This is a genomic window from Blastococcus sp. CCUG 61487 (genome assembly GCF_005222955.1).
GTDB lineage: Bacteria > Actinomycetota > Actinomycetes > Mycobacteriales > Geodermatophilaceae > Blastococcus.
Genome location: NZ_LWUA01000221.1, coordinates 79,717 through 100,360 on the forward strand (window position 1 = coordinate 79,717; position 20,644 = coordinate 100,360).

Here is a 20,644-nt window from a genome sequence, read left to right on the forward strand (position 1 = left end):
ACCGCGGAAAAGCCGTCGGCTTCTCCGCGGAGAAGCAGATCGGGAGGGAACCTCGGCCGGGCGTCGAGCCGTCGTCGTAGGTGACGGGGACGGCGAGCGGGGGTCGGGTGGAGCGGGACGAGGCGTTCACGCGGTACGTGGACGAGCGCTGGCCGGTGCTCGTCCGCTCCGCCGTCCTGCTCGGCTGCACGGCGTCCGAGGCCGAGGACGTCGTGCAGACCGCGCTCGTGCGCTGCTACGTGGCGTGGGAGAAGGTCAGCCGGGCCGGCAACCGCGACGCCTACGTCTACCGGGTGCTGGTCAACTGCCACCACGACACCTACCGGCGGCGCCGCTGGCGGGAGCACCCGTCGGCCGAGGTGCCCGATGCGGTCACCGACGACGTCACCGGGCACGTCGACGACGCCGACGCGATGCTGCGCGCGCTGCGCCGGCTGGGGACGGCGCACCGCGAGGTCGTCGTCCTGCGCTACTACGCCAACCTCGGCGAGCAGCAGATCGCCGAGGCGCTGAAGATCGCGCCCGGCACGGTCAAGAGCCGGCTCTCCCGGGCGCTCGCGGCGCTGTCGACCGACGTCGACGTCACCGAACTGCACGGCGGGAGGGCATCGTGAACGAACCGCGCACCTCGGACCTGCTCGAGCAGGCGGCCAGCGTCGTGCCCGTCGGGCCCGCACCGGTGGAGGATCTGCTGCGCGCCGGCCGACGTGCCCGGCGACGCCGGCAGGCCGGGGCGCACCTGGCCGTGGCCGCCGGCGTGGTGCTGGTGGTGGGCGGCTCCCTCACGGTTCTCGAGCTGGTCCAGCCGGACGACAGGTCAGCGGAGGTGGTGGCCGACGCGGGCGAAGCGGGGACGCCGTACGCCGCGACGGAGGACGGCGCGGCGGAGCAGAGCGCGGCGGGCCAGGAGGCGGCGGACCGGCCGGAGACAGCAGCCGGATCGGCGGCGCAGGGCGGGCCGTTGATCACCGGCGGCAGCGAGAACTGCGCCGTCGTCTACAGCCCGGAGGCGGTCCGCGACCAGGACTTCGCGTTCGACGGCGTCGTCGTCGGGCTGGGGCCTCCGGTGAGCGAGCCCCCGACGCCGCTGGACGAGACCGGCGTGACCTTCGCCGTCCAGGAGTGGTTCCACGGCGGCTCGGGCGCGACGGTGACCGTCGACATCCCGGCGCGACCCACCCCCGAGCAGCCACTGGACGGCGTGCGCAGCTACGACGTCGGCACCCGCCTGCTGGTGAGCGGCGTGGACCGGGCCGCCGACGGGCCGCTCGCCTCGACCTGCGGCTTCACCCGCTACTACGACGAGCAGACGGCCGCCTCCTGGCGCTGACCCGGACGGGTGGCGACCGGCACCGGCACCGCCGCGCACGCGGTTAACCTGGGCGCATGCAGCTGCTGTGCCCCAAGTGCCACAACGTGATGGCGCAGTACGAGCGCAACCGCGTCCTGGTCGACCAGTGCACCGAGTGCAAGGGCCTGTTCCTCGACCGTGGCGAGCTGGAGAACCTCATCGCCGCCGAGCGGGCCTACCTGGACGCCGAGGAGGGCCGCCCGGTCGCGCCGCCGCAGGCCCCGCCGCCGCCGGTGCGCGACCCGTACGAGCGGGACCCCCGTTACTACGGCGAGCACCGCTACGACGAGCGCTACTACGGCCGCGGCTACGACGAGAAGTACGCGAAGAAGAAGCGGCGCAAGAGCATCCTCGAAGAGCTCCTCGACTTCTGAAAGGACCCCACTGCCCCCATCCCTCGCAGGCTCGGGACGGGCCCTTGCAGCGGGGCCGTTCCAACACCTCGCTAGCGGACGAAGGGCTCCTGGCCGGTCTCGCTGACCATGGGCTTGCCGGCCGCCTCCCACTCGCCCATGCCGCCGCCGACGTTCACGGCGTCGAAGCCGTTGGCGTTCAGCCACGCGACGACCCGCGCCGAGCGGCCGCCCCCGCGGCAGGTGACGTAGAGCGGATCCCCCTCGGGCAGGTCGTCGAGCCGGGCCGGGACGTCGCCCATCGGGATGTGGGTCGCGCCCTCGATGTGGCCATGCACCCATTCGTCGTCCTCGCGGACGTCCAGGACGACGGCGTCGTCGGGGAGCTCGGACGCGGGGACGGTGGGAACCTGCTGCGGCATCACCGCTCCATCGTGGCACGCGCCGCGCGGGCGGGGGCACTGCGAGGATGGGCGGCGATGACCACCACGCCCGCGCCCGTCCGCGAGCCCGCCTGGTCCCTGCCACGCGCGGCGATCGGCCTGTGGGTGACCGAGAGCGTGATCAGCGCGCTGTTCCTCGGCGTGGGGCTCGGCATCCTCCTGATCTGGCTGCCGGCCGACGCGGAGGGCCCGGTCGCCTGGCTCCGCTGGCTCGCCCCGCTCGCCTACGGCGTCTACGCGGTCGTCGCCATCGGGATCCGGCCGCTGGTCAAGCACCGCACGTACCGGTGGGAGGTGACCGACGAGATCGCGTACACCCGCACCGGGTGGCTCAGCCGCACCTGGACGCTGGTCCCCATCGCGCGCATCCAGACCGTGGACGTGACCCGCGGCGTCCTGCAGCAGCTCTTCGGCCTGTCCACCGTCGCCGTGCTGACCGCCTCCAGCCAGGGCACGGTGCGCATCTGGCACCTGGAGCACGGCGTCGCCCAGCGCGTCGCCGAGGACCTCGCGGCGCGCGCCGAGCGGGTCCGGGACCAGGCGACGTGACGGAGCCGCGGCGCACGTCTCCCCGGATCGTCGCGGTGCACACGGCCACCTTCCGGCAGGCCCGCAGTCTCGTCCCCGCGCTGATCCCCCTCGCCGCGGCCACCGGCCTCGGCGGCGGCCCGTGGACGATCGCCGCCGCCGTCGTCATCGTCACGCTGGTGTCGCTCGGCACGGCCGTGCTCGCCTGGCGGCGGTTCACCTACCTCGACGGCCCGACGGCGGTGGTGGTGAGCCGCGGCCTGCTCGCCCGCTCCGAGCGCACGGTGCCCAACGACCGCATCCGTGGCATCGAGATCGAGGCGCCGCTGCTCCACCGGGTGTTCGGCCTCGTCCGGCTGCGCATCGACGCGGCCGCCGGCTCCGCCCCCGGTGGGGACGAGGAGCTCCTCATCGACGGCGTCCCCCGAGCGGAGGGCGAACGGCTGCGGACGGCGGTGTTCGCCCGGCGCGGCACGGCCGTACCCGGCGCGGAGACCGACGGACCGGAACCCACGGAGTCGGAGGCCGTCGACGAGGAGGAGTACGCCCGCTTCGACCACCGCTGGCTGCTCTACGCGCCGCTGGTCGGCGGCTACCTGGCCCTGCCGCTGGCCGGCATCGGCGCGCTGTTCCGGCTCGCCGACGAGCTCCCCGAGGACTTCCTCCCCGAGGTCATCGGCGTGGACGCCGGGGATCCGGCGCTCGTCGTCGCGGTGCTGCTCGGCGCCCTGGTCCTGCTGGTGGCCGCCGCCGTGATCGGCGCAGCGCTGGTGAACTGGCGGTTCCGGCTGGTGCGCCGCGGTGGCTCGCTGATCGCCTCCCGCGGGCTGCTGACCCGGCTGCACACCGAGCTCGAGATCGACCGCATCCGCGGCGTCGCGATCGCGGAGGGCGCCGGCATGCGGCTGGTCGGCGCGGCACGGGCGACCGCGCTGGTCACCGGCCTCGGCGACGCCGCCCGGCGCGGACAGCTCCTCCCGCTGGGGCCGAAGGGCCGCTGCCGGGACGTCGCGCTGCGCCTCGTCGACGACCCCGGCCCGCTGAGCGCCCATCCGCCGGCCGCCCGCCGCCGGCGGATCACCCGCGCCGTCGCCGGCGGGCTGCTGGTCACCGCGGTCGGGGCGGTGCTCACCGCCACCGAGGGGTGGTGGCCGGTGCTCGCCGTCGGCGTCGTCCTCTCGTTGCTCGGCGTCCCGCTGGGCCTGGGCCGCTACGCCGCCCTCGGCCACGCCGCCGGCGAGCGGACGTTCAGCGTGCGCGGCGGCTGGCTGGTGCGCGAGGAGGCGATCCTCCAGCGGCGCGCGGTGGTCGGCTGGGAGGTCCGGCAGTCCTGGTTCCAGCGGCGGAACGGCCTGGCGTCCGCGGTCGCCTGCGTCGGCGCGGGCCGCGGCGGCTACCTCGTCCTCGACATGGCCGCCGACGACGTCGCCGGCTTCGCGGTCGCCGCGTCCGAGCCGTGGGCCGGAGCGCTCGTCCCCGAACCGAGGTGAAGCTGCCGTCACCTGATCTACCGGCCGCGCGACGATCAGGTGACCTGATCGCGCAGCGTCCTCCCTCACGGTGGACGGTGAGGGAGGACGCCCGATGATCAGGTCACCTGATCATCGACGGGGAGGCGGGGGTGCGGGCGCGGATCAGTGCTGGACGGCCTTCTCCGCCCCGATGCCGGTGAACGCGCGCACCTCGAGCTCCGCGGTCTTGAGCCGGTCCGGCCCCTCCTTGGACAGCTTCGTGCCGAGCCAGCCCAGGAAGAACGACAGCGGGATGGACACCAGCCCCGGGTTGCGGAGCGGGAACCAGTCGAAGTCCGCGTTCGGGAACAGCGAGGCGCTCGCCCCCGCGCTCGAGGGCACCCCGGAGACCACCGGCGAGAAGATGATCAGCGTGATGCAGGTGATCAGCCCGCCGTAGATCGACCACAGCGCGCCCTGGGTGGTGAAGTTCTTCCAGAACAGCGAGTAGAGGATCGTCGGCAGGTTCGCCGAGGCGGCGACGGCGAAGGCCAGCGCCACCAGGAAGGCGATGTTGATGCCGGCCTGCAGCGCCAGGATGCCCAGCCCGATCGAGAGCGCGCCGATCACGACCGCGGTGATGCGGGCGACCCGCACCTCCCCGTTCGGCGGCACGTTCCCCTTCTTGATCACCGACGCGTAGACGTCGTGGGCGAAGGACGCCGATGCGGTGATGGTCAGCCCGGCCACGACCGCGAGGATCGTGGCGAACGCGACGCCGGCGATGATGCCCAGCAGCACCGTGCCGCCCAGCTCGAAGGCCAGCAGCGGGGCCGCCGAGTTGACCGCGCCCGGGGAGCCGAGGATCTCCGTCGGCCCGACCAGCGCACCGGCGCCGTAGCCGATCACCAGGCTGAACAGGTAGAAGATGCCGATCAGCCAGATGGCCCAGACCACCGAGCGGCGGGCGTCCTTGGCCGTGGGAACCGTGTAGAAGCGCATGAGCACGTGCGGCAGGCCCGCCGTCCCCAGCACGAGAGCCAGCCCGAGGGAGACGAAGTCCAGCTTGGAGGTGTTCGTCGCGCCGTACTGCGCGCCGGGGCCGAGGACGTCGCGGCCCTCGACGGCGGCCGACTGCGCGCCGCCCAGCAGCGAGGACAGGTTGAAGCCGTACTCGCCGAGCACCCACACGGTCATCACGAACGCGCCGAGGATGAGCAGCGAGGCCTTGATGATCTGCACGTACGTCGTGCCGCGCATGCCGCCGACCAGGACGTAGAAGATCATCAGCCCGCCGACCAGCGTCACCACCAGGGCCTCGGCCGCGTCGCCGCTGACGCCGAGCAGCAGGGCGACCAGGCCGCCGGCGCCGGACATCTGGGCCAGCAGGTAGAACAGCGAGACGGCCAGGGTCGAGATGGCCGCGGCCATGCGCACCGGCCGCTGCCGCATCCGGAAGGCCAGGACGTCGGCCATCGTGAACCGGGCGGTGTTGCGCATCAGCTCGGCGACCAGCAGCAGGGCGACCAGCCACGCGACCAGGAAGCCGATCGAGTACAGGAAACCGTCGTAGCCGTAGACGGCGATCGCGCCGGCGATGCCGAGGAACGAGGCGGCCGACAGGTAGTCACCGGCGATGGCCAGGCCGTTCTGCTGGCCGGTGATCGTGCGCCCGGCCGCGTAGTAGTCCGCCGCGCTCTTGTTGTTCCGGCTGGCCCGGAAGGTGATGTACAGCGTGACCAGGACGAAGGCGCCGAAGATCGAGATGTTGACGGCGGGGCTGCCGATCGTGTCCTCGGCGGCGAGCAGCTCAGGCACGGGTGGCCCCCTCGGTGGTGTCCCGACCCGGCGTGGCGAACTCGTGCGCCTCGAGCCGGGTGCGCATCTCGTCGGCGATCGGGTCGGTGCGCTTGTCCGCGTGCGCGACGTAGAGGTGGGTGATCGCGAAGGTCGTCACGAACTGGGCCAGACCGAAGAGCAGGCCGAGGTTGACGTTGCCGAACACCTCGGTGGACATGAAGTCGGGCGCGTACGTCGAGAGCAGGACGAACAGCAGGTACCAGGACAGGAACGCCACCGTCATCGGGAACGCGAACCGCCGGAAGCGGCGCTTCAGCTCCACGAACTCCGGGGAGTTCTGCGCCTCCAGGTACTCCTCGGGCGTCAGCAGACGCCGTTCCTCGTGTTCGGACACCGGGCGACCTCCTGGGTCGGGGCAGACGTGCGCGACATGTGATCGGTGTCACGGTAGGAAGCCGGTGCGAGCGTCCGCAGGAGAGCGCGGCGAGGCCTGCGCCGAGTGGTCACCGGCTTTCGCCGACCGGCAGGTCCGGCGGGACGAGCGGTCACGACGCCGGACGACGCCCGACGCCGGACGACGACGGGCGGCGGCGCACTCAGCCCAGCGGGTTGCCGCGGTCGAGCTGCACCGACTCGGGGGTGTGCAGCCGGACCATGGTGCGGGCGGCGTGGCGCGGCAGCCGCCGGGGCGTGGCCAGCGACACGACCACCATGGTGAGGAACGCCAGCGGGACGGTCCACGCCCCGGGCTGGCCGAGCAGCGCGCCCGGCCACCCGCCGGGGCCCACCCCGAGCAGGGTGAGCAGCACCGCGCCCCCGGCGCAGCCGCCGCCGACGACCATCCCGGCGATCGCGCCGACGTCGGTCAGCCGGCGCCACCAGATGCCGAGCACCAGCAGCGGGCAGAACGTGGATGCGGCGAAGGCGAACGCCAGCCCGACGGCCTGGGCGACGCCGACGCCCTCGGTCAGCAGCGCCAGACCCAGCGGCGCGAGGACGGCGACGACGGCGCCGGCCTGGAAGGCGCGCACCCCGCCGAAGCGGCGGCCCAGCACGTCCTGGCTGATCACGCCGGCCACGGCGACGGTCAGCCCGGAGGACGTGGACAGGAACGCCGCGAACGCGCCGGCCGCCGTCAGCGCGGACAGCAGCTCGCCGAGCACGCCGTCCACCATCCGGGCCGGCAGCTCCAGCACCACCGACTCGGTCCGCCCCTCGGCCACGAGGTCGGGGGCGTAGAGCCGGCCCAGCCCGCCGTACACCGGCGGCAGGAGGTAGAAGACGCCGAGCAGGGCCAGCACCAGCAGCGTGGTGCGGCGGGCCGCGGCGCCGTCGGGGTTGGTGTAGAAGCGCACGACGACGTGCGGCAGGCCCATCGTGCCGAGGAACGTCGCGACGATGATCGAGTACGTCGTGTACAGCTCGTGGTCGGTGCCGGCCAGCGGGGAGGTCCACGAGTCCCCCGCCGGACCGCTCGCGACGTCGACCGCGGCCGGGGAGACCGCGCCGTCGCCGAGCCAGATCGCGGCCATGAACAGCAGCGGGAACAGCAGCGCGGTGAGCTTGAGCCAGTACTGGAACGCCTGGACGAAGGTGATGCTGCGCATGCCGCCGAACAGCACGTTGACGACCACCACCAGCGCCACCAGCACGCCGCCCACCCACGTGCCGGTCCCGGTGGTGGCGGCCAGCGCCACCCCGGCGCCCTGGAACTGCGGCATCAGGTAGAGCCACCCGATCGCCACCACCAGCAGCGCCGACAGCCGCCGCACGCCGCGCGACTCCAGCCGGCTCTCGGCGAAGTCCGGCAGCGTGTACGCACCCGACCGGCGCAGCGGCGCGGCGACCAGGACCAGCAGCACGAGGTAGCCCGCCGTCCAGCCGACGGGGTACCAGAGCATCTCGGTGCCGAAGGCCAGCACCAGCCCGGCGACGCCGAGGAAGGACGCCGCCGACAGGTACTCCCCGCCGATGGCCGAGGCGTTCAGCCCGGGCCGCACGGTGCGGGAGGCGACGAAGAAGTCGCTGGTGGTGCGGGAGAACCGCCAGCCGTACGCGCCGATCGCGAGGGTGGCCACGAAGACCGCGGTGACCGCGAGGCCGCTGTAGCCGGTGGGGGTCACCGGCGGTCCTGGAGCGGCGTCACGAGCGGTCCAGCACGTCGGTGAAGTCCCGCTCGTTGCGCTCGGCCGCCCGCACGTAGAGCCAGCCGATGCCGAACAGCACCGGGTAGACGGCGAAGGCGAGCAGGAACCACGGCAGCGGGACGGCGAGCACCTGGACCGCGGAGAGCTCGGGGAACAGCCAGAACAGCAGCGGGATCCCCCCGACGACGAGCCCCAGCACCGCCAGGGCGAGCAGCGCCGGGCGGAGCTGGGAGCGCAGCAGCGAGGACATGTACACCTCGCCCAGCGGCGTCTGCGCGTCGATCTCCCGGGCCGCCGGGATCCGCTGCGCCCGGGCCGCACCGGTGCGCGGGCTGGTGACCCGCACCCGGCGGGGTGTGCCCTCGGACACCGTCATCCCCTCCCGGGCGTGCCCGGCCGGGCGCGGCGCACGAGGAGGTCCCGCAGCTCCCGGGTGTGCCGCCGGCTCACGCCGAGCTGGGTGCCGCCGACGACCACCGTGCAGCGGCCGCCGTCCATCCGGACCTCCTCGACGTGCTGCAGGGCGACGAGCAGCGAGCGGTGGATCCGCACGAAACCGGCGTCCTTCCAGTCCTCCTCGAGCGTGGTCAGCGGCACCCGCACGAGGTGGCTGCCGGTCGGCGTGTGCAGCCGGGCGTAGTCGCCCTGCGCCTCGACGTACCTGACGCTGGACCGGGGCACGAACCGGGTCACCCCGCCGAGCTCGACGGCGATCCCGTCGCCCACCGGCCCGGGACCACCCGTCACCGGGGCGCCACCGCCCGCGCGCGCCGCGACGACCCGGCGCACGGCCTCGGCCAGCCGGTCGTCCCGCACCGGCTTGAGCACGTAGTCCACGGCGCCCAGGTCGAAGGCGTCGACGGCGGAGTCGTCGTAGGCGGTCACGAACACCACCGGGGGCGGCGTCCGGAACCGCGACAGCACCCGGGCGAGGTCCACCCCGCTCAGCCCGGGCATGCGGATGTCGAGGAAGACCGCGTCTACGCTGCGCTCCTGGAGGATCCGCAGCGCCTCGGTGGCCGAGTCGCAGGTGAGCACCGCCTCGATCCGCTCGTCCCGGCCGAGGAGCCAGCGCAGCTCCTCCAGGGCCGGGCGCTCGTCGTCGACGACGAGGATGGTCAGCCGGCCGCCGCTCACGGGTGCACCCCCGGGGCGAACTTCGGCACCCGCACGACGACCTTGGTCCCCGCGCCGGGCGCGGTCTCCACGACCAGGCCGTAGTCGTCGCCGAAGGCGGTGCGCAGCCGGGCGTCGACGTTGCCCAGCCCGACCGAGTCCACCGAGACGTCGCCGGCCAGCGCCCGCCGCACCTTCGCCGGGTCCTCCCCCACGCCGTCGTCCTCGACCGTGATCAGGCACTCGCCGCCCTGGTCGGCGGCGATGATCGTCACGGTGCCGGTCCCCGGCTTGCTCTCCAGCCCGTGCCGCACCGCGTTCTCGACCAGCGGCTGCAGGCTGAGGAAGGGGACGGTGACCGGCAGGACCTCCTGCGCCACCCGGAGCGTGACCTGCAGCCGGTCGCCGAACCGCGCCTTCTCCAGCACCAGGTACCGCTCGATGGAGCGCAGCTCCTCGGCCAGCGTCGTGTACTCGCCGTGCCGGCTGAACGAGTAGCGGGTGAAGTCGGCGAACTCCAGCAGCAGCTCGCGGGCCCGGGTCGGATCGGTGCGCACGAAGGAGGCGATCGCGGTCAGCGAGTTGTAGATGAAGTGCGGGCTGATCTGCGCCCGCAGCGCGCGGACCTCGGCCTCCATGAGGCGGGTGCGCGACGCATCGAGCTCGGCGAGCTCCAGGTTGCCCGACACCCAGCGGGCGACCTCGGCCACCGCCCGCACCAGCCCGGCCGACGCCGAGGTCGTGCACGCCTGCAAGGTGCCCACCACCCGGTCCTCGACCACCAGCGGGCTGACCACGACCTGGCGCAGGTCGCAGCCGGGGTCGGCGCAGGCGACGTCGTCGCGGGAGCGGACCTCGGTGTTGCCGGACTCCAGGACGGCGGCCGCGAGCGCCGCGGCGTGCGGCTCGTGGTGGGCGTAGCGGCCGTCCCAGGCGAGGGTGGTGACGGTGTCGGTGAGCGCGACGGCCGGGACGCCGAGCAGGTCCCGCAGATGGCGGATCGCGCGCTGCGCGGAGTCGCTGGTCAGGCCCTGGCGCAGCTCCGGTGCGGTGAGCGAGGCGGAGTGGAGGGTGCGGAACGTGGCGTGCTCCGCCTGCGTGCCCAGGTGACCCGGCCGCAGCCACCGCAGTCCGTTGCGCATCGGCAGTCGGGGCGGCGCCCCACCCTCCCTCCGCGCGATCGGCGCCCGGCGTCCTCGGACACCGGTCGAGCGCACGGTAGATCGCCGGTGGCGGCCCGCACCAGCCGCCGCGGCGACGGGTCCCTCCGCCGCGGGATCAGTCCCCGGGCAGCAGCGCTCCGCACTCCGCGCACCTCGTCGGCGGATCCTGGTCGGCCATCCGGCCGCACTCCGGGCACACCCGGTGCAGCCAGCAGGCCGGGTCGCCGCCCTCGTCGTCGGGTTCGGTCATGGGACCAGTCTGGCCCGATCAGACCTGGGGTGGAGCCGCGTTTCCCTCCTGGGGACGACGAGATCGGCGCCGGTGCTGCCTAGTGTCGCTGGGGTGGACCGCCCTCTCGACCGCTCGACCGATCGGCTGCACCGGCACCCGTTCGCCGTCGACATCGCCCTCGCGGCCGGGGTGTGGTTCTTCACCGTCCTCCTCACGATCGACACGTACTGGCAGTCGCAGGGCAGCGCGTTCCTCGTCGGCACGCTGCTGGTGGTGCCGCTGGCCTGGCGGCGCCGGGCGCCGGTCCCGGCCGCCGCCGCGGTCGTGGCCGCCGGGTTGCTCGAGCTGGTCGTCCTCGACGACTTCCTCGTCGCCAACGTCTCGGCGCTGTTCATGGTCTACGCGCTGGCCGCGTACGGCCCCCGCTGGGCCGCGCAGGCCGGGCTGGCGCTGGGGCTCGTGGGTGCCGCGCTGGCCGCGCTGCGCTACTTCTCGGACTACTCCGACGTCATCGTCCTCGCCGCCAACGCGATGGCCATCGGGGTCTCCGTCGTGGCCGCCTGGGCGCTGGGCAACCTGCGCCGGGCACGGGTGCAGCGGTTGACCGATCTGGAGGAGCGGGCGCGGCTGCTGGAGCTGGAGCGGGACCAGGAGATGCGGCTGGCCGCGTCCACCGAGCGGGCCCGGATCGCCCGCGAGCTGCACGACGTCGTCGCCCACTCGTTGTCGGTGGTCATCGCCCAGGCCGACGGCGGCCGGTACGCCGGGAAGGCCGATCCGGCCGCGGCCACCGACGCGCTCGAGGCGATCGCCGCCACCGGCCGGCAGGCGCTCACCGACATGCGTTCGCTGCTGGGCGTGCTGCGCGAGGGCGGCGGTGAGGAGTACGCCCCGCAGCCCGACGTCGACGCGATCCCGGCGCTGGTGGAGGACGTGCGGGCCAGCGGGCTGGACGTCGACCTGATCGTCGAGGGCGAGCCGCAGCCGCTGCCCGCCGGCCCGCAGCTCGCGGCCTACCGCATCGTGCAGGAGTCCCTCACCAACGTGCTGAAGCACGCGGGTCCGGCCTCGCGGGCGTGGGTGCGGCTGCAGTGGCGCACCGACGCGCTGGAGCTGTCGGTGCTCGACGACGGCCGGGGCGCCTCAGCAGCCCTGTCCTCCGGGACCGCCTCCGACGGCCAGGGGCAGGGGCTGCGCGGGATGCGGGAGCGCGCGCAGCTGCACCGCGGGCGGCTCGAGGCCGGGCCGCGGCACGGCGGCGGCTTCGGAGTGCACGCGGCGCTGCCCTACGGTTCCCGGCGATGAGCGAACCGATCCGGGTGGTGCTGGTCGACGACCAGCAGATGGTGCGGGCCGGCTTCCGCATGGTGATCGACTCCCAGCCCGACCTGCGCGTGGTGGGCGAGGCCGGCGACGGCGCCTCGGCGGTCGAGCTGCTGCGCGGCACCGCGGCCGACGTCGTCCTCATGGACATCCGCATGCCCGACACCGATGGGATCGAGGCGACCCGGCAGGTCACCGCGCTGCCCGAGGCGCCGCGGGTCGTCGTCCTGACCACCTTCGACCTGGACGAGTACGTGGTCGCCGCCATCGGCGCCGGCGCCAGCGGCTTCCTGCTCAAGGACGCCCCGCCCGAGGAGATGCTCGCGGCGGTGCGCACCGTGCACGCGGGCGACTCGGTGATCGCGGCGTCGTCGACCCGGCGGCTGCTGCAGCACGTCGCGCCGATGCTGCGGGGCGCCCCCACGTCGGCTCCCGGCGGTGGGGACGACGCCGCGCTGGCCGAGCTCACCCCGCGCGAGCGGGAGGTGCTGGTGCAGATGGCGCTGGGTGCGTCGAACACCGAGATCGCGCAGGCGTTCGTGGTGAGCGAGGCGACGGTGAAGACCCACGTCGGGCGGGTGCTGGCCAAGACCGGGTCGCGGGACCGGGTGCAGGCCGTCGTCCTCGCCTACCGGACCGGCCTCGTGCAGCCGGCCGACCTCCTCCGCCACGCTTGACTCCTGCTTTTCCGCGGAAAAGCAGTCTGCTTTACCGCGGAAAAGCAGAGGCGTCAGACCACGGGGGGACGGCGGGGTCCGTCCCCGGGAGCACGTGGGACGGCGGCAAGATCACCGCCCGCTCCGACGCGGGGGGACGGCTCCGGGCGGGAGCGTGATCACCGTTGCCGCATCCCCCTGCACCGGAGGTCCGCAGTGTCCGTCCCCGTCATGACCGTCCCCGGCGAGCCGCCCGCCGCCCCGGCGACCGCCGCCGTCCGCGCCACCGGCCTGCGCAAGACCTACGGCAGCGGGGAGACCGCGGTGCACGCGCTCTCCGGTGTCGACGTCGCCTTCGCCGCCGGTGAGTTCACCGCGATCATGGGCCCCTCCGGCTCCGGGAAGTCGACCCTCATGCACTGCCTGGCCGGGCTCGACACCGCCACGGCCGGCGAGGTGTGGCTGGGCGACACCCCGCTCACCAGCCTGCGCGACGACCAGCTCACCACCCTGCGCCGCAAGCGGATCGGTTTCGTCTTCCAGGCGTTCAACCTGCTGCCGGTGCTCGACGCCCGCGAGAACATCGTGCTGCCGATGCGGCTCGGCGGGCTGCGGCCGGACCCGGCGTGGTTCGACGCCGTCGTCGCCCGGTTGGGCCTGCGCGAGCGGCTGGGCCACCGCCCGCACGAGCTCTCCGGCGGCCAGCAGCAGCGCGTCGCCATCGCCCGCGCCCTCCTGCCGCGGCCCGACGTCGTCTTCGCCGACGAGCCCACCGGCAACCTGGACTCCCGCTCGGGCGCCGAGGTGCTGGGCCTGCTGCGCTCCAGCGTGAAGGAGACCGGCCAGACGGTCGTCATGGTGACCCACGACCCGGGCGCCGCCGCCTACGCCGACCGCGTCGTGCTGCTGGCCGACGGTCGCCTGGCCGGCGAGCTCACCGACCCCACCGCCGAGTCGGTGCTCGACGCGCTGCGCGGGCTGGGGGCCTGAGGCATGCGCAGCGTCGTCCTCGCCCAGCTCCGCACCCACGCGGCGCGGCTGGTTGCCTCCACCCTCGCCGTCGTCATCGCCGTCGGCTTCGTCGTCGCCACCCTGGTGCTCAACGAGACCTCGCGCAGCACCGTCCTCGACACCGTCGGCGCGCGGTACGTCGACACCGCCGCCGTCGTCAGCACCACCTACGCCCGACCCTTCACCGACGACGACGTCGCCACCCTGGCCGCGGTGGAGTCCGTCGGGGCGCTGGCCGCCTCCTACGAGGCGAGCGCGCAGGCGTCGGTGCCCGGCCGGCCCGGCTCGCAGTACCTGGCCGTCGAGTCGGTGGCCGCGGACCCGCAGCTGCGCTGGCACCGGCTCTCCGCCGGCCGGCTGCCCGGCGGCCCGGGTGAGATCGCCGTCAGCGACCGGGCCCGCGCCGAGGTCGGTGACGTGCTCACCGTGACCGTGTTCGACCCCGACGGCGAGGAGACCGAGAGCCGGGCGACGGTCACCGGGATCGTCGACCTGCGCGGCGACCCCGAGGCCGGGCTCTACGGCCGCGGCTACGTCACCGAGGAGCAGGCTCGGGCCTGGTACGCCGAGGACCCCCTCGAGCTGCGGATCACCGCCGCCGCCGGCTTCTCCGACGCGGAGGTCCGCGCCGACGTCGCCGCCGCGGCCCCCGGCGACGCCGTCGTGCGCAGCGGCGAGCAGCAGGCCGAGCGGGCGGCCGCCGCGCTGATGGGCGACTCGACCGCCCTGGCCACCGTGCTCTTGGTCTTCGGCACCGTCGCGGTCGTCGTCGCCGGGCTGGTCATCGCGAACACCTTCGCCGTCCTGCTCGCCCAGCGGACCCGCGAGCTCGCGCTGCTCCGCTGCGTGGGGGCCACCGCCCGGCAGGTCCGCCGCAGCGTGCTCGGCGAGGCACTGGCCACGGGGCTGGTCTCCTCGGCCGTCGGCGTCGCCCTGGGCATCGGGCTGGCCGCCGGCGTCTCGGCGCTGGTCGGTACCAACTCGCCGGTCCCGCTCTCCGGCGTGGCCGTCCCGCTGTACGCGGTGCTCGCCGGGCTGGCGGTCGGCACCGTCGTCACCGTGCTCGCGGCGCTCGCGCCGGCCCGCGCCGCCACGAAGGTGGCGCCGCTGGCCGCGCTGCGTCCGGTCGACGCCGCTCCGCTGCGCTCCCGCCCGGGTCTGCTGCGGCTGGTGTCCGGGCTGCTGCTGCTCGTTCCCGGCGTGCTGCTGCTGGTGGCCGGGGTGCTGATGGCCGACATGCTGGTGGCGCTGCCCGGCGGGGTGCTCAGCTTCCTCGGCGTGGTGCTGCTCGCCCAGCGGGCGGTGCCCCCCGTCGTGGCGGCGGCGGGGCGGCTGGCCGGCCGGTTCGGCGGCGTGCCCGCGCGACTGGCCGCCGGCAACGCCACCCGCAACCCGCGGCGGACGGCCGCCACGGCGACCGCGCTGCTCATCGGCGTCACCCTGACCAGCGCGTTCGTCGTCGGCGCGGCCTCGACCAAGGCCACCGCGCAGGAGGCGCTGGAGGCGGAGTTCCCCACCGACGTGCTCGTGCGCAGCTACGACGCCGCCCTGCCTGCCACGCTGGCCGGCGCCCTCGGGGAGGTCGACGGCGTGCAGCGCAGCGCGGGTGTGATCGGCGGGGACGTGACGGGTCCGGACGGCGAACCGGTGTTCGTGCAGGGCCTCGACGTCGCGGAGGCCGCCACCGTGCTCCGGTCCACCGACCAGATCGACCTGCCCGGCACCGGCGTGGCCGTGCTGCCGGAGTGGGCGGCCGACGCGTGGGCGGTCCAGGACGGCGGACCGGTGACGCTGACCGCCGACGGCGGCCGGTCGGTCACCCTGCAGGCGCAGGTGACCGCGGTCGACCAGCCGCTGCTGATGGAGGCCGACGCGCTGCGCGCGCTGGTCCCCGACGCCGGCCTCGCGGAGCTGTGGCTGCTGCTCGACGACGCCGCCCCGGAGGCCCAGGTGGGGGTCGTCGACGAGATCACCGACGTGGTGGCCGAACGCGATCCCGAGGCCCAGGTCACCGGTGTGGTCACGCTGCGCGACCAGCTCGACGAGGTGCTCGACGTCCTGCTGCTGGTCGTGACCGGGCTGCTGGGCGTGGCGGTGGTCATCGCGCTCATCGGTGTGGGCAACACCCTGGCGCTCTCGGTGGTGGAACGGCGCCAGGAGAACGGGCTGCTGCGGGCGCTGGGGCTCACCCGACGCCAGCTGCGCGGGCTGCTGGCCTGGGAGGCGGTGCTCGTGGCCGGGGTCGCCGCGGTGCTCGGAGTGCTGATCGGCGGTGCCTACGGGGTGGTCGGCGTGGCGTCGGTGCTCGGCGAGCAGGGGGAGCTGGTGCTCGACGTCCCGTGGCTGCAGGTGGGCGCGATCGTCGTCGTCGCCACCCTGGCCGGGCTGCTCGCCTCGGTACTGCCCGCCCGCCGGGCCGCCCGGACCTCGCCGGTGGCCGCCATCGCCTGACCTGTGGCGATGGTGATCAGCCTCCCTGATCGTTCCGGCTCCTCCCTCACTGTGAGAGTGGCCGGGCCAGTTCGTCAGTGATGGGCTGGCTGTCGGCGGCAGTAGGTGTGTCTCACTCCCTCACTGGCCTTCGTGCCTTGGAACCGACTTGACCACCTGCTGCTGCCGGCACCGGCCCGGCCGGAGACGGTGGCCTGATCAGGAGCTTGACCGCCAGTAGCCCCTGGCGTGTCCCATCACAGTTCTGCCCATCTCCGAACCGGACCGGACCTGCAGCGTCCGTTCTCGGATTAGGAGTGAACGCAGTGACCATGCTCGCAGAGCAAGTCGATGTCGTCATCGGCGTCGACACTCACAAGCACACCCACACCGCCGCGGCCATCGCATCGAGCACCGGGGCCGCGCTGGCCCACACCACGGTGACCGCCGATGCGGCCGGCTACGCCGAGTTGATCGCCTTCGCCGACCAGCACGCCAGCTCCCGCGGCTGGGCGATCGAGGGTGCCGGCGGCTACGGCGCCGGCCTGACCCGCCATCTCACCGACTGCCAGGAGATCGTCCTGGAGATCGACCGCCCCAAGCGCCCCAAGCGGCGCGCCGGAGCCAAGACCGACCTGATCGACGCCGAACGCGCCGCCCGTGAGGCCTTGGCCCGTGACCACCTCGCTCAACCCAAGACCGGTGCCGTGCGGGCGGCGCTGCAGATGCGGCTGGCCGCTCGCCGGGCCGCGGTCACCGCCAGCGCCGACGCCCAGAAGCAGCTGCTGGCCCTGGTGGTCACCGCCCCGCAGCGGCTGCGCGACCGGTTCGCCGGACAACGCACTCCGGCCGTCATCGCCACCGCCGCCAAACTGCGCGCCACGACAACCGGCGACGTCGAGTACGACACCGCCGTCGCCGTCCTGCGCGCGCTGGCCCGACGCATCCAGGATCTGCAGACCGAAGCCGCCACGCATCAGACGGCGATCTGCGCCCTCGTCCGCTCCTGGCGGCCCGACCTGCTCGACCAACCCGGAATCGGACCGATCGTGGCCGCCACCGTGCTCACCGCCTGGTCCCACGCCGGCCGCTGCCGCAACGACGGGGCCTTCGCCATGCTCGCCGGCGCCGCCCCCATCCCGGCCTCCTCGGGCATGACCGTCCGCTACCGGCTCAACCGCGCCGGCGACCGCCACCTCAACCAGGCGCTGCACACCATCACCCTCACCCGACTCAAGCACGACCCAGCCACCCGCGCCTACGCCGAACGGCGACGCAAGGAAGGCAAGAGCGACCGCGACATCCGCCGCTGCCTCAAGCGCTACATCTGTCGAGACCTCTACCGGCGCCTCGAACACCAATCACCACTTGACGCGTCATAGGAGCGTCGGTCGACCACGAGGGAGGACGCCGGATGACCAGGGAGGCTGATCATTCCGGGACGGCGGTTCTCCGCTCCCGGCTGGAACACTGGACGACGTGTCGTCCGCCCTCCGCCGTGCCGCCCTCACCGCCGCCGTCCTCGCCGGGCCGGTCGGCTGGGTGACGGTCGCCGCCTGGGGCCTGCCGACGGCGCTCGGCGCGCACCGCCGGAGGCTGCGGCCGGTCGTCTCCGGGTCGCCGCACTTCTCCGACGGCGCCTTCCACAACACGCTGCCCACCCCGGCGCTCGCCCCCGCCAACACCCGCGACGGCCTGCTGCGGCAGTGGCACGAGGAGCGGCACGTCGGCCTGCCCGGCGGACCGATCCCGCTCGAGCGCCCGGAACTGCCCGACGACGCCGCCGAGCTCGCCGTCACCTGGTTCGGGCACGCCAGCGCGCTGCTGGAGATCGACGGCCGGCGGGTGCTCGTCGACCCGGTGTGGAGCCACCGGGTGTCGCCATCCCCGGTCTTCGGGCCGACGCGGCTGCACGAGCCGCCGCTCCCGATCGAGGAGCTGCCGCCGGTCGACGCCGTCCTGATCTCCCACGACCACTACGACCACCTCGACCTGCCCACCATCCGCTCGCTGCTCGCCACGCAGACCGCGCCGTTCGTCGTCCCGCTGGGCATCGGCGAGCACCTGCGCACGTGGGGCGTCCCCGAGGATCGCGTCGTCGAACTGGACTGGGACGGCGCCCACGACGTGGCCGGGCTGACCCTCACCTGCACCGAGGCGCGGCACTTCTCCGGCCGCTACCTGCACCGCAACACCACGCTGTGGGCCTCGTGGGCGATCGCCGGCCCACGACACCGGGTGTTCTTCGGCGGCGACACCGGCTACACCCCCGCCTTCTCCGGCATCGGCGCGCGGCTGGGCCCCTTCGACCTGACCCTGCTCCCGATCGGCGCCTACAACGACGCCTGGCACGCCATCCACATGGACCCGGAGGAGGCCGTCCGCGCCCACGGCGACCTCGGCGGCGGCGTGCTGCTGCCCATCCACTGGGCCACGTTCAACCTGGCGTTCCACCCGTGGGCCGAGCCGGTGCAGCGGCTGCTGGCGGCCGCCCGGCGGCGCGACCGCACCGTGGTCGTGCCGCTGCCCGGCCAACGGATCGACGTCCTCGACCTGCCGCCGCAGCGGGACTGGTGGACGGCGGTCGGCTCGACGGCGGGCGAGCACCCGGCGTCCTCGTCCGGCGTGGGGAGCTCGGTCGTGGCCCGCGCGCTGACCCGGCTGATCGCCCTCCTCCCGGGGGCCTGACCACCGCGATCGCGTGACGCAGTTCACCCGGATCGAGGTTTGGCACGCGATATCTCGTCCACGACTGCGTGGCGCACGACCAATACGGGTGTAGTCACCCCACGCTCCTCTCGTTCGGCCTGGTCAGCGCGCCGATGGCAGCTGCGACCCCACCATTCCCCGAGGAGCGCACGATGCTGCAATTCGGCCGCCGTACCCCCGTCCCGGAGCCCGTCGACGCCGCCGCCGAGGCGCGGGCCAACGCCGCCGCGGTCACCGCCGTCGTCACCGTGCTGGCCGAGGCGGCCACCTCGACGGAGGCCATCACCGGCGTGCTCGACCTGGTCCGCGAGCGGTTCGGTTGGGCCTACGGGTCGTACTGGCGGGTGGAGGACGACCGCGCGCTGCACTTCGTCCAGGAGTCCGGCGACGCCGGACCGGCGTTCCGGGAGGTCACGCGCACCGCGTCCTTCCGCGAGGGCGTGGGGCTGTCCGGCCGGGCCTGGCGCTCCCGCGACCTCGTCTTCGTCCCCGACATCGGCCGGGTCACCGACTGCGTGCGGGCCCCGGTGGCCCAGCGGGTGGGCGTGCGCAGCGGCGTCTGCTTCCCGCTGCTCGAGGACGGCCAGGTCACCGGCACCATGGACTTCTTCACCACCGAGACGCTGCACCCCTCCGCCCAGCGGCTGGAGACCCTCCGCGCGATCGGGCGGCTGGTCTCGCAGGCCCTGGAGCGGGTGCTCGTGGCCGAGCGCCAGGCCGAGGCGGCCCAGGACATGGCGGCGGTCAACCAGGTCCTGCGCCTGGTGTCGACGGCGCCCTCCCGCGAGGCTGCGCTGAGCGGCGCGCTGGACACCATCCGCGAGGGCTTCGGCTGGGCGTACGGCTCGTACTGGGCGGTCTCCGACGAGGACCGGACGCTGCGCTTCGTGCAGGAGTCCGGCACCGCCGGGCAGGAGTTCCGCGAGGTGACGCTGGCGGCCAGCTTCGCCGAGGGCGTGGGGCTGTCCGGGCGCGCCTGGCGCCGCCGCGACCTCGTCTTCGTCGAGGACCTGGCGCAGGTCACCGACTGCGTGCGCGCACCCGCCGCCCGGCGGGCGGGGGTCAAGTCCGGGGTCTGCCTGCCGATCGTCGTCGGCGGCGAGGTCGTGGGCACGATGGACTTCTTCGCGACGACGACGCTCACCCTGTCCCCGGGCCGGGAGGACGCGCTGCGCAACACCGCGTTCCTGCTCGGCCAGGCGATGGAGCGGTTCGCCGCGGCGGACCGGCTGGAGCGCGCCGGACGCGAACTGCTCGAGTCGATCACCGAGGTCGAGCGGAACGTGCTGGCGGCGACGTCGGTGGCCGGCGACGGCGAGCGGCTGACCCGGGAGGCCAACGACGAGGTGGCCGGGCTCGGCGAGTCCAGCGCCGACATCGGCAAGGTGGTCAAGACCATCCGCGGCATCGCCGACCAGACCAACCTGCTGGCCCTCAACGCCACCATCGAGGCCGCCCGGGCCGGGGAGGCCGGCCGCGGCTTCGCCGTCGTCGCCAACGAGGTCAAGGAGCTGGCCGCTGAGACCGCGCGGGCCACCACGGACGTGGACGCCAAGGTCTCGGCCATCCAGGCGCAGGTCGAGCGGGTCGTCGCCGCGCTGGGCGCGATCAGCGAGGTGGTGGCCGGCATCAACACGACCCAGACGACGATCAGCGGGGTCCTCACCGAACAGGTCGCGGTGACCCGGGCGATCCTCGACTAATGGGGCTTACCGAGCCCGCTGGTGTCTGGCAGGTTCGGCGCCGGTAGCGGCCGGTGGGTCAGCACTCTCGACGACTGGAGCGCTTGGATTCCTAGGGTCAGATCGTGCGCCCACCGGTCGTGAGGGGACCTGACCGCTGATGGGATGACGTGCCCCGGGCCTGCTCCGGTGAGCACTTGACCATTAGTCCGCCGGCTGTCTCCTCCGCGCTGCCGACCGCAGAGGCCG

20 protein-coding genes are annotated in these 20,644 nt (G+C 74.1%); 12 read left to right on the forward strand and 8 right to left on the reverse strand.

The window, feature by feature from the left end:
* Positions 1–107 precede the first annotated feature (107 nt).
* Genes A6V29_RS11210 through A6V29_RS11220 form a run of 3 tightly spaced genes read left to right on the forward strand, consistent with a single transcriptional unit; the run spans position 108 to position 1,725 of the window.
* Complete coding sequence (locus A6V29_RS11210; protein ID WP_137160356.1) at positions 108–614, forward strand: SigE family RNA polymerase sigma factor; 507 nt, start codon at positions 108–110, stop codon at positions 612–614.
* Positions 611–1,330, forward strand: coding sequence for a hypothetical protein (locus tag A6V29_RS11215; RefSeq protein WP_137160357.1), 720 nt, complete (start codon positions 611–613; stop codon positions 1,328–1,330). The genes A6V29_RS11210 and A6V29_RS11215 overlap by 4 nt, the downstream gene beginning before the upstream one ends.
* A 56-nt stretch (positions 1,331–1,386) precedes the next feature.
* Complete coding sequence (locus A6V29_RS11220; RefSeq protein WP_137160358.1) at positions 1,387–1,725, forward strand: TFIIB-type zinc ribbon-containing protein; 339 nt, start codon at positions 1,387–1,389, stop codon at positions 1,723–1,725.
* 71 nt (positions 1,726–1,796) lie between these two features.
* Here A6V29_RS11220 and A6V29_RS11225 read toward each other — a convergent pair whose 3' ends face one another.
* The gene (locus tag A6V29_RS11225) at positions 1,797–2,126 is read right to left on the reverse strand and encodes a rhodanese-like domain-containing protein (RefSeq protein ID WP_137160359.1); all 330 of its coding nucleotides are present in this window, start codon (positions 2,124–2,126) and stop codon (positions 1,797–1,799) included.
* Positions 2,127–2,183: 57 nt separating this feature from the next.
* Between A6V29_RS11225 and A6V29_RS11230 the strand changes: the two genes are divergently transcribed.
* Complete coding sequence (locus A6V29_RS11230; RefSeq protein ID WP_137160360.1) at positions 2,184–2,696, forward strand: PH domain-containing protein; 513 nt, start codon at positions 2,184–2,186, stop codon at positions 2,694–2,696.
* On the forward strand, positions 2,693–4,165 hold the full coding sequence (locus tag A6V29_RS11235; RefSeq protein ID WP_137160361.1) for a PH domain-containing protein: 1,473 nt from the start codon (positions 2,693–2,695) through the stop codon (positions 4,163–4,165). Before A6V29_RS11230 ends, A6V29_RS11235 begins: the two co-directional genes overlap by 4 nt.
* 144 nt (positions 4,166–4,309) lie before the next feature.
* Here A6V29_RS11235 and A6V29_RS11240 read toward each other — a convergent pair whose 3' ends face one another.
* The 7 genes from A6V29_RS11240 to A6V29_RS21930 form a co-directional block, all read right to left on the reverse strand.
* Entirely contained in the window at positions 4,310–5,944 is a 1,635-nt protein-coding gene (locus tag A6V29_RS11240; protein ID WP_137160362.1) for a monocarboxylic acid transporter, read from the reverse strand.
* A complete protein-coding gene (locus A6V29_RS11245; protein WP_137160363.1) occupies positions 5,937–6,320 on the reverse strand; it encodes a DUF485 domain-containing protein in 384 nt (127 codons plus the stop codon). The genes A6V29_RS11240 and A6V29_RS11245 overlap by 8 nt, the downstream gene beginning before the upstream one ends.
* Before the next feature lie 202 nt (positions 6,321–6,522).
* Complete coding sequence (locus A6V29_RS11250; protein ID WP_137160364.1) at positions 6,523–8,049, reverse strand: sodium/solute symporter; 1,527 nt, start codon at positions 8,047–8,049, stop codon at positions 6,523–6,525.
* Positions 8,050–8,068: 19 nt separating this feature from the next.
* Positions 8,069–8,449, reverse strand: coding sequence for a hypothetical protein (locus A6V29_RS11255; protein WP_137160365.1), 381 nt, complete (start codon positions 8,447–8,449; stop codon positions 8,069–8,071).
* Positions 8,446–9,210 carry a LytR/AlgR family response regulator transcription factor gene (locus A6V29_RS11260; protein WP_137160366.1) on the reverse strand — a complete coding sequence of 255 codons (765 nt, stop codon included), beginning with the start codon at positions 9,208–9,210 and terminating at the stop codon, positions 8,446–8,448. The genes A6V29_RS11255 and A6V29_RS11260 overlap by 4 nt, the downstream gene beginning before the upstream one ends.
* Positions 9,207–10,331, reverse strand: a complete 1,125-nt coding sequence (locus A6V29_RS11265) for a sensor histidine kinase (protein ID WP_137160367.1) — start codon at positions 10,329–10,331, stop codon at positions 9,207–9,209. The genes A6V29_RS11260 and A6V29_RS11265 overlap by 4 nt, the downstream gene beginning before the upstream one ends.
* A gap of 136 nt (positions 10,332–10,467) precedes the next feature.
* Positions 10,468–10,602 carry a hypothetical protein gene (locus A6V29_RS21930; protein ID WP_283956355.1) on the reverse strand — a complete coding sequence of 45 codons (135 nt, stop codon included), beginning with the start codon at positions 10,600–10,602 and terminating at the stop codon, positions 10,468–10,470.
* Positions 10,603–10,695: 93 nt separating this feature from the next.
* On the opposite strand from A6V29_RS21930, the gene A6V29_RS11270 reads away from it, so the two are divergent.
* The 7 genes from A6V29_RS11270 (at position 10,696) to A6V29_RS11300 (ending at position 20,416) form a co-directional block, all read left to right on the forward strand.
* Positions 10,696–11,889 (forward strand): sensor histidine kinase, encoded by a 1,194-nt coding sequence (locus A6V29_RS11270; protein ID WP_137160368.1) that lies wholly within the window; start codon positions 10,696–10,698, stop codon positions 11,887–11,889.
* Positions 11,886–12,584 (forward strand): response regulator, encoded by a 699-nt coding sequence (locus tag A6V29_RS11275; RefSeq protein ID WP_137160369.1) that lies wholly within the window; start codon positions 11,886–11,888, stop codon positions 12,582–12,584. The genes A6V29_RS11270 and A6V29_RS11275 overlap by 4 nt, the downstream gene beginning before the upstream one ends.
* A gap of 195 nt (positions 12,585–12,779) precedes the next feature.
* A complete protein-coding gene (locus A6V29_RS11280) occupies positions 12,780–13,553 on the forward strand; it encodes an ABC transporter ATP-binding protein (RefSeq protein WP_212719256.1) in 774 nt (257 codons plus the stop codon).
* 3 nt (positions 13,554–13,556) lie between these two features.
* Entirely contained in the window at positions 13,557–16,025 is a 2,469-nt protein-coding gene (locus A6V29_RS11285; RefSeq protein ID WP_137160370.1) for an FtsX-like permease family protein, read from the forward strand.
* Positions 16,026–16,336: 311 nt separating this feature from the next.
* Positions 16,337–17,386 (forward strand): transposase, encoded by a 1,050-nt coding sequence (locus A6V29_RS11290; protein WP_249933173.1) that lies wholly within the window; start codon positions 16,337–16,339, stop codon positions 17,384–17,386.
* Between the two features lie 97 nt (positions 17,387–17,483).
* The gene (locus tag A6V29_RS11295; RefSeq protein ID WP_137160372.1) at positions 17,484–18,692 is read left to right on the forward strand and encodes an MBL fold metallo-hydrolase; all 1,209 of its coding nucleotides are present in this window, start codon (positions 17,484–17,486) and stop codon (positions 18,690–18,692) included.
* Positions 18,693–18,865: 173 nt separating this feature from the next.
* On the forward strand, positions 18,866–20,416 hold the full coding sequence (locus A6V29_RS11300) for a GAF domain-containing protein (protein WP_137160373.1): 1,551 nt from the start codon (positions 18,866–18,868) through the stop codon (positions 20,414–20,416).
* Positions 20,417–20,644 lie beyond the last annotated feature (228 nt).

Excerpts from the sequence above, each read along its gene's own strand:
- A6V29_RS11220 (WP_137160358.1), top strand. The coding sequence starts at position 1,387 with ATGCAGCTGCTGTGCCCCAAGTGCCACAACGTGATGGCGCAGTACGAG.
- A6V29_RS11225 (WP_137160359.1), bottom strand. The coding sequence starts at position 2,126 with ATGCCGCAGCAGGTTCCCACCGTCCCCGCGTCCGAGCTCCCCGACGAC.
- A6V29_RS11230 (WP_137160360.1), top strand. The coding sequence starts at position 2,184 with ATGACCACCACGCCCGCGCCCGTCCGCGAGCCCGCCTGGTCCCTGCCA.
- A6V29_RS11255 (WP_137160365.1), bottom strand. The coding sequence starts at position 8,449 with ATGACGGTGTCCGAGGGCACACCCCGCCGGGTGCGGGTCACCAGCCCG.
- A6V29_RS11265 (WP_137160367.1), bottom strand. The coding sequence starts at position 10,331 with ATGCGCAACGGACTGCGGTGGCTGCGGCCGGGTCACCTGGGCACGCAG.
- A6V29_RS21930 (WP_283956355.1), bottom strand. The coding sequence starts at position 10,602 with ATGACCGAACCCGACGACGAGGGCGGCGACCCGGCCTGCTGGCTGCAC.
- A6V29_RS11275 (WP_137160369.1), top strand. The coding sequence starts at position 11,886 with ATGAGCGAACCGATCCGGGTGGTGCTGGTCGACGACCAGCAGATGGTG.
- A6V29_RS11285 (WP_137160370.1), top strand. The coding sequence starts at position 13,557 with ATGCGCAGCGTCGTCCTCGCCCAGCTCCGCACCCACGCGGCGCGGCTG.
- A6V29_RS11290 (WP_249933173.1), top strand. The coding sequence starts at position 16,337 with ATGCTCGCAGAGCAAGTCGATGTCGTCATCGGCGTCGACACTCACAAG.
- A6V29_RS11300 (WP_137160373.1), top strand. The coding sequence starts at position 18,866 with ATGCTGCAATTCGGCCGCCGTACCCCCGTCCCGGAGCCCGTCGACGCC.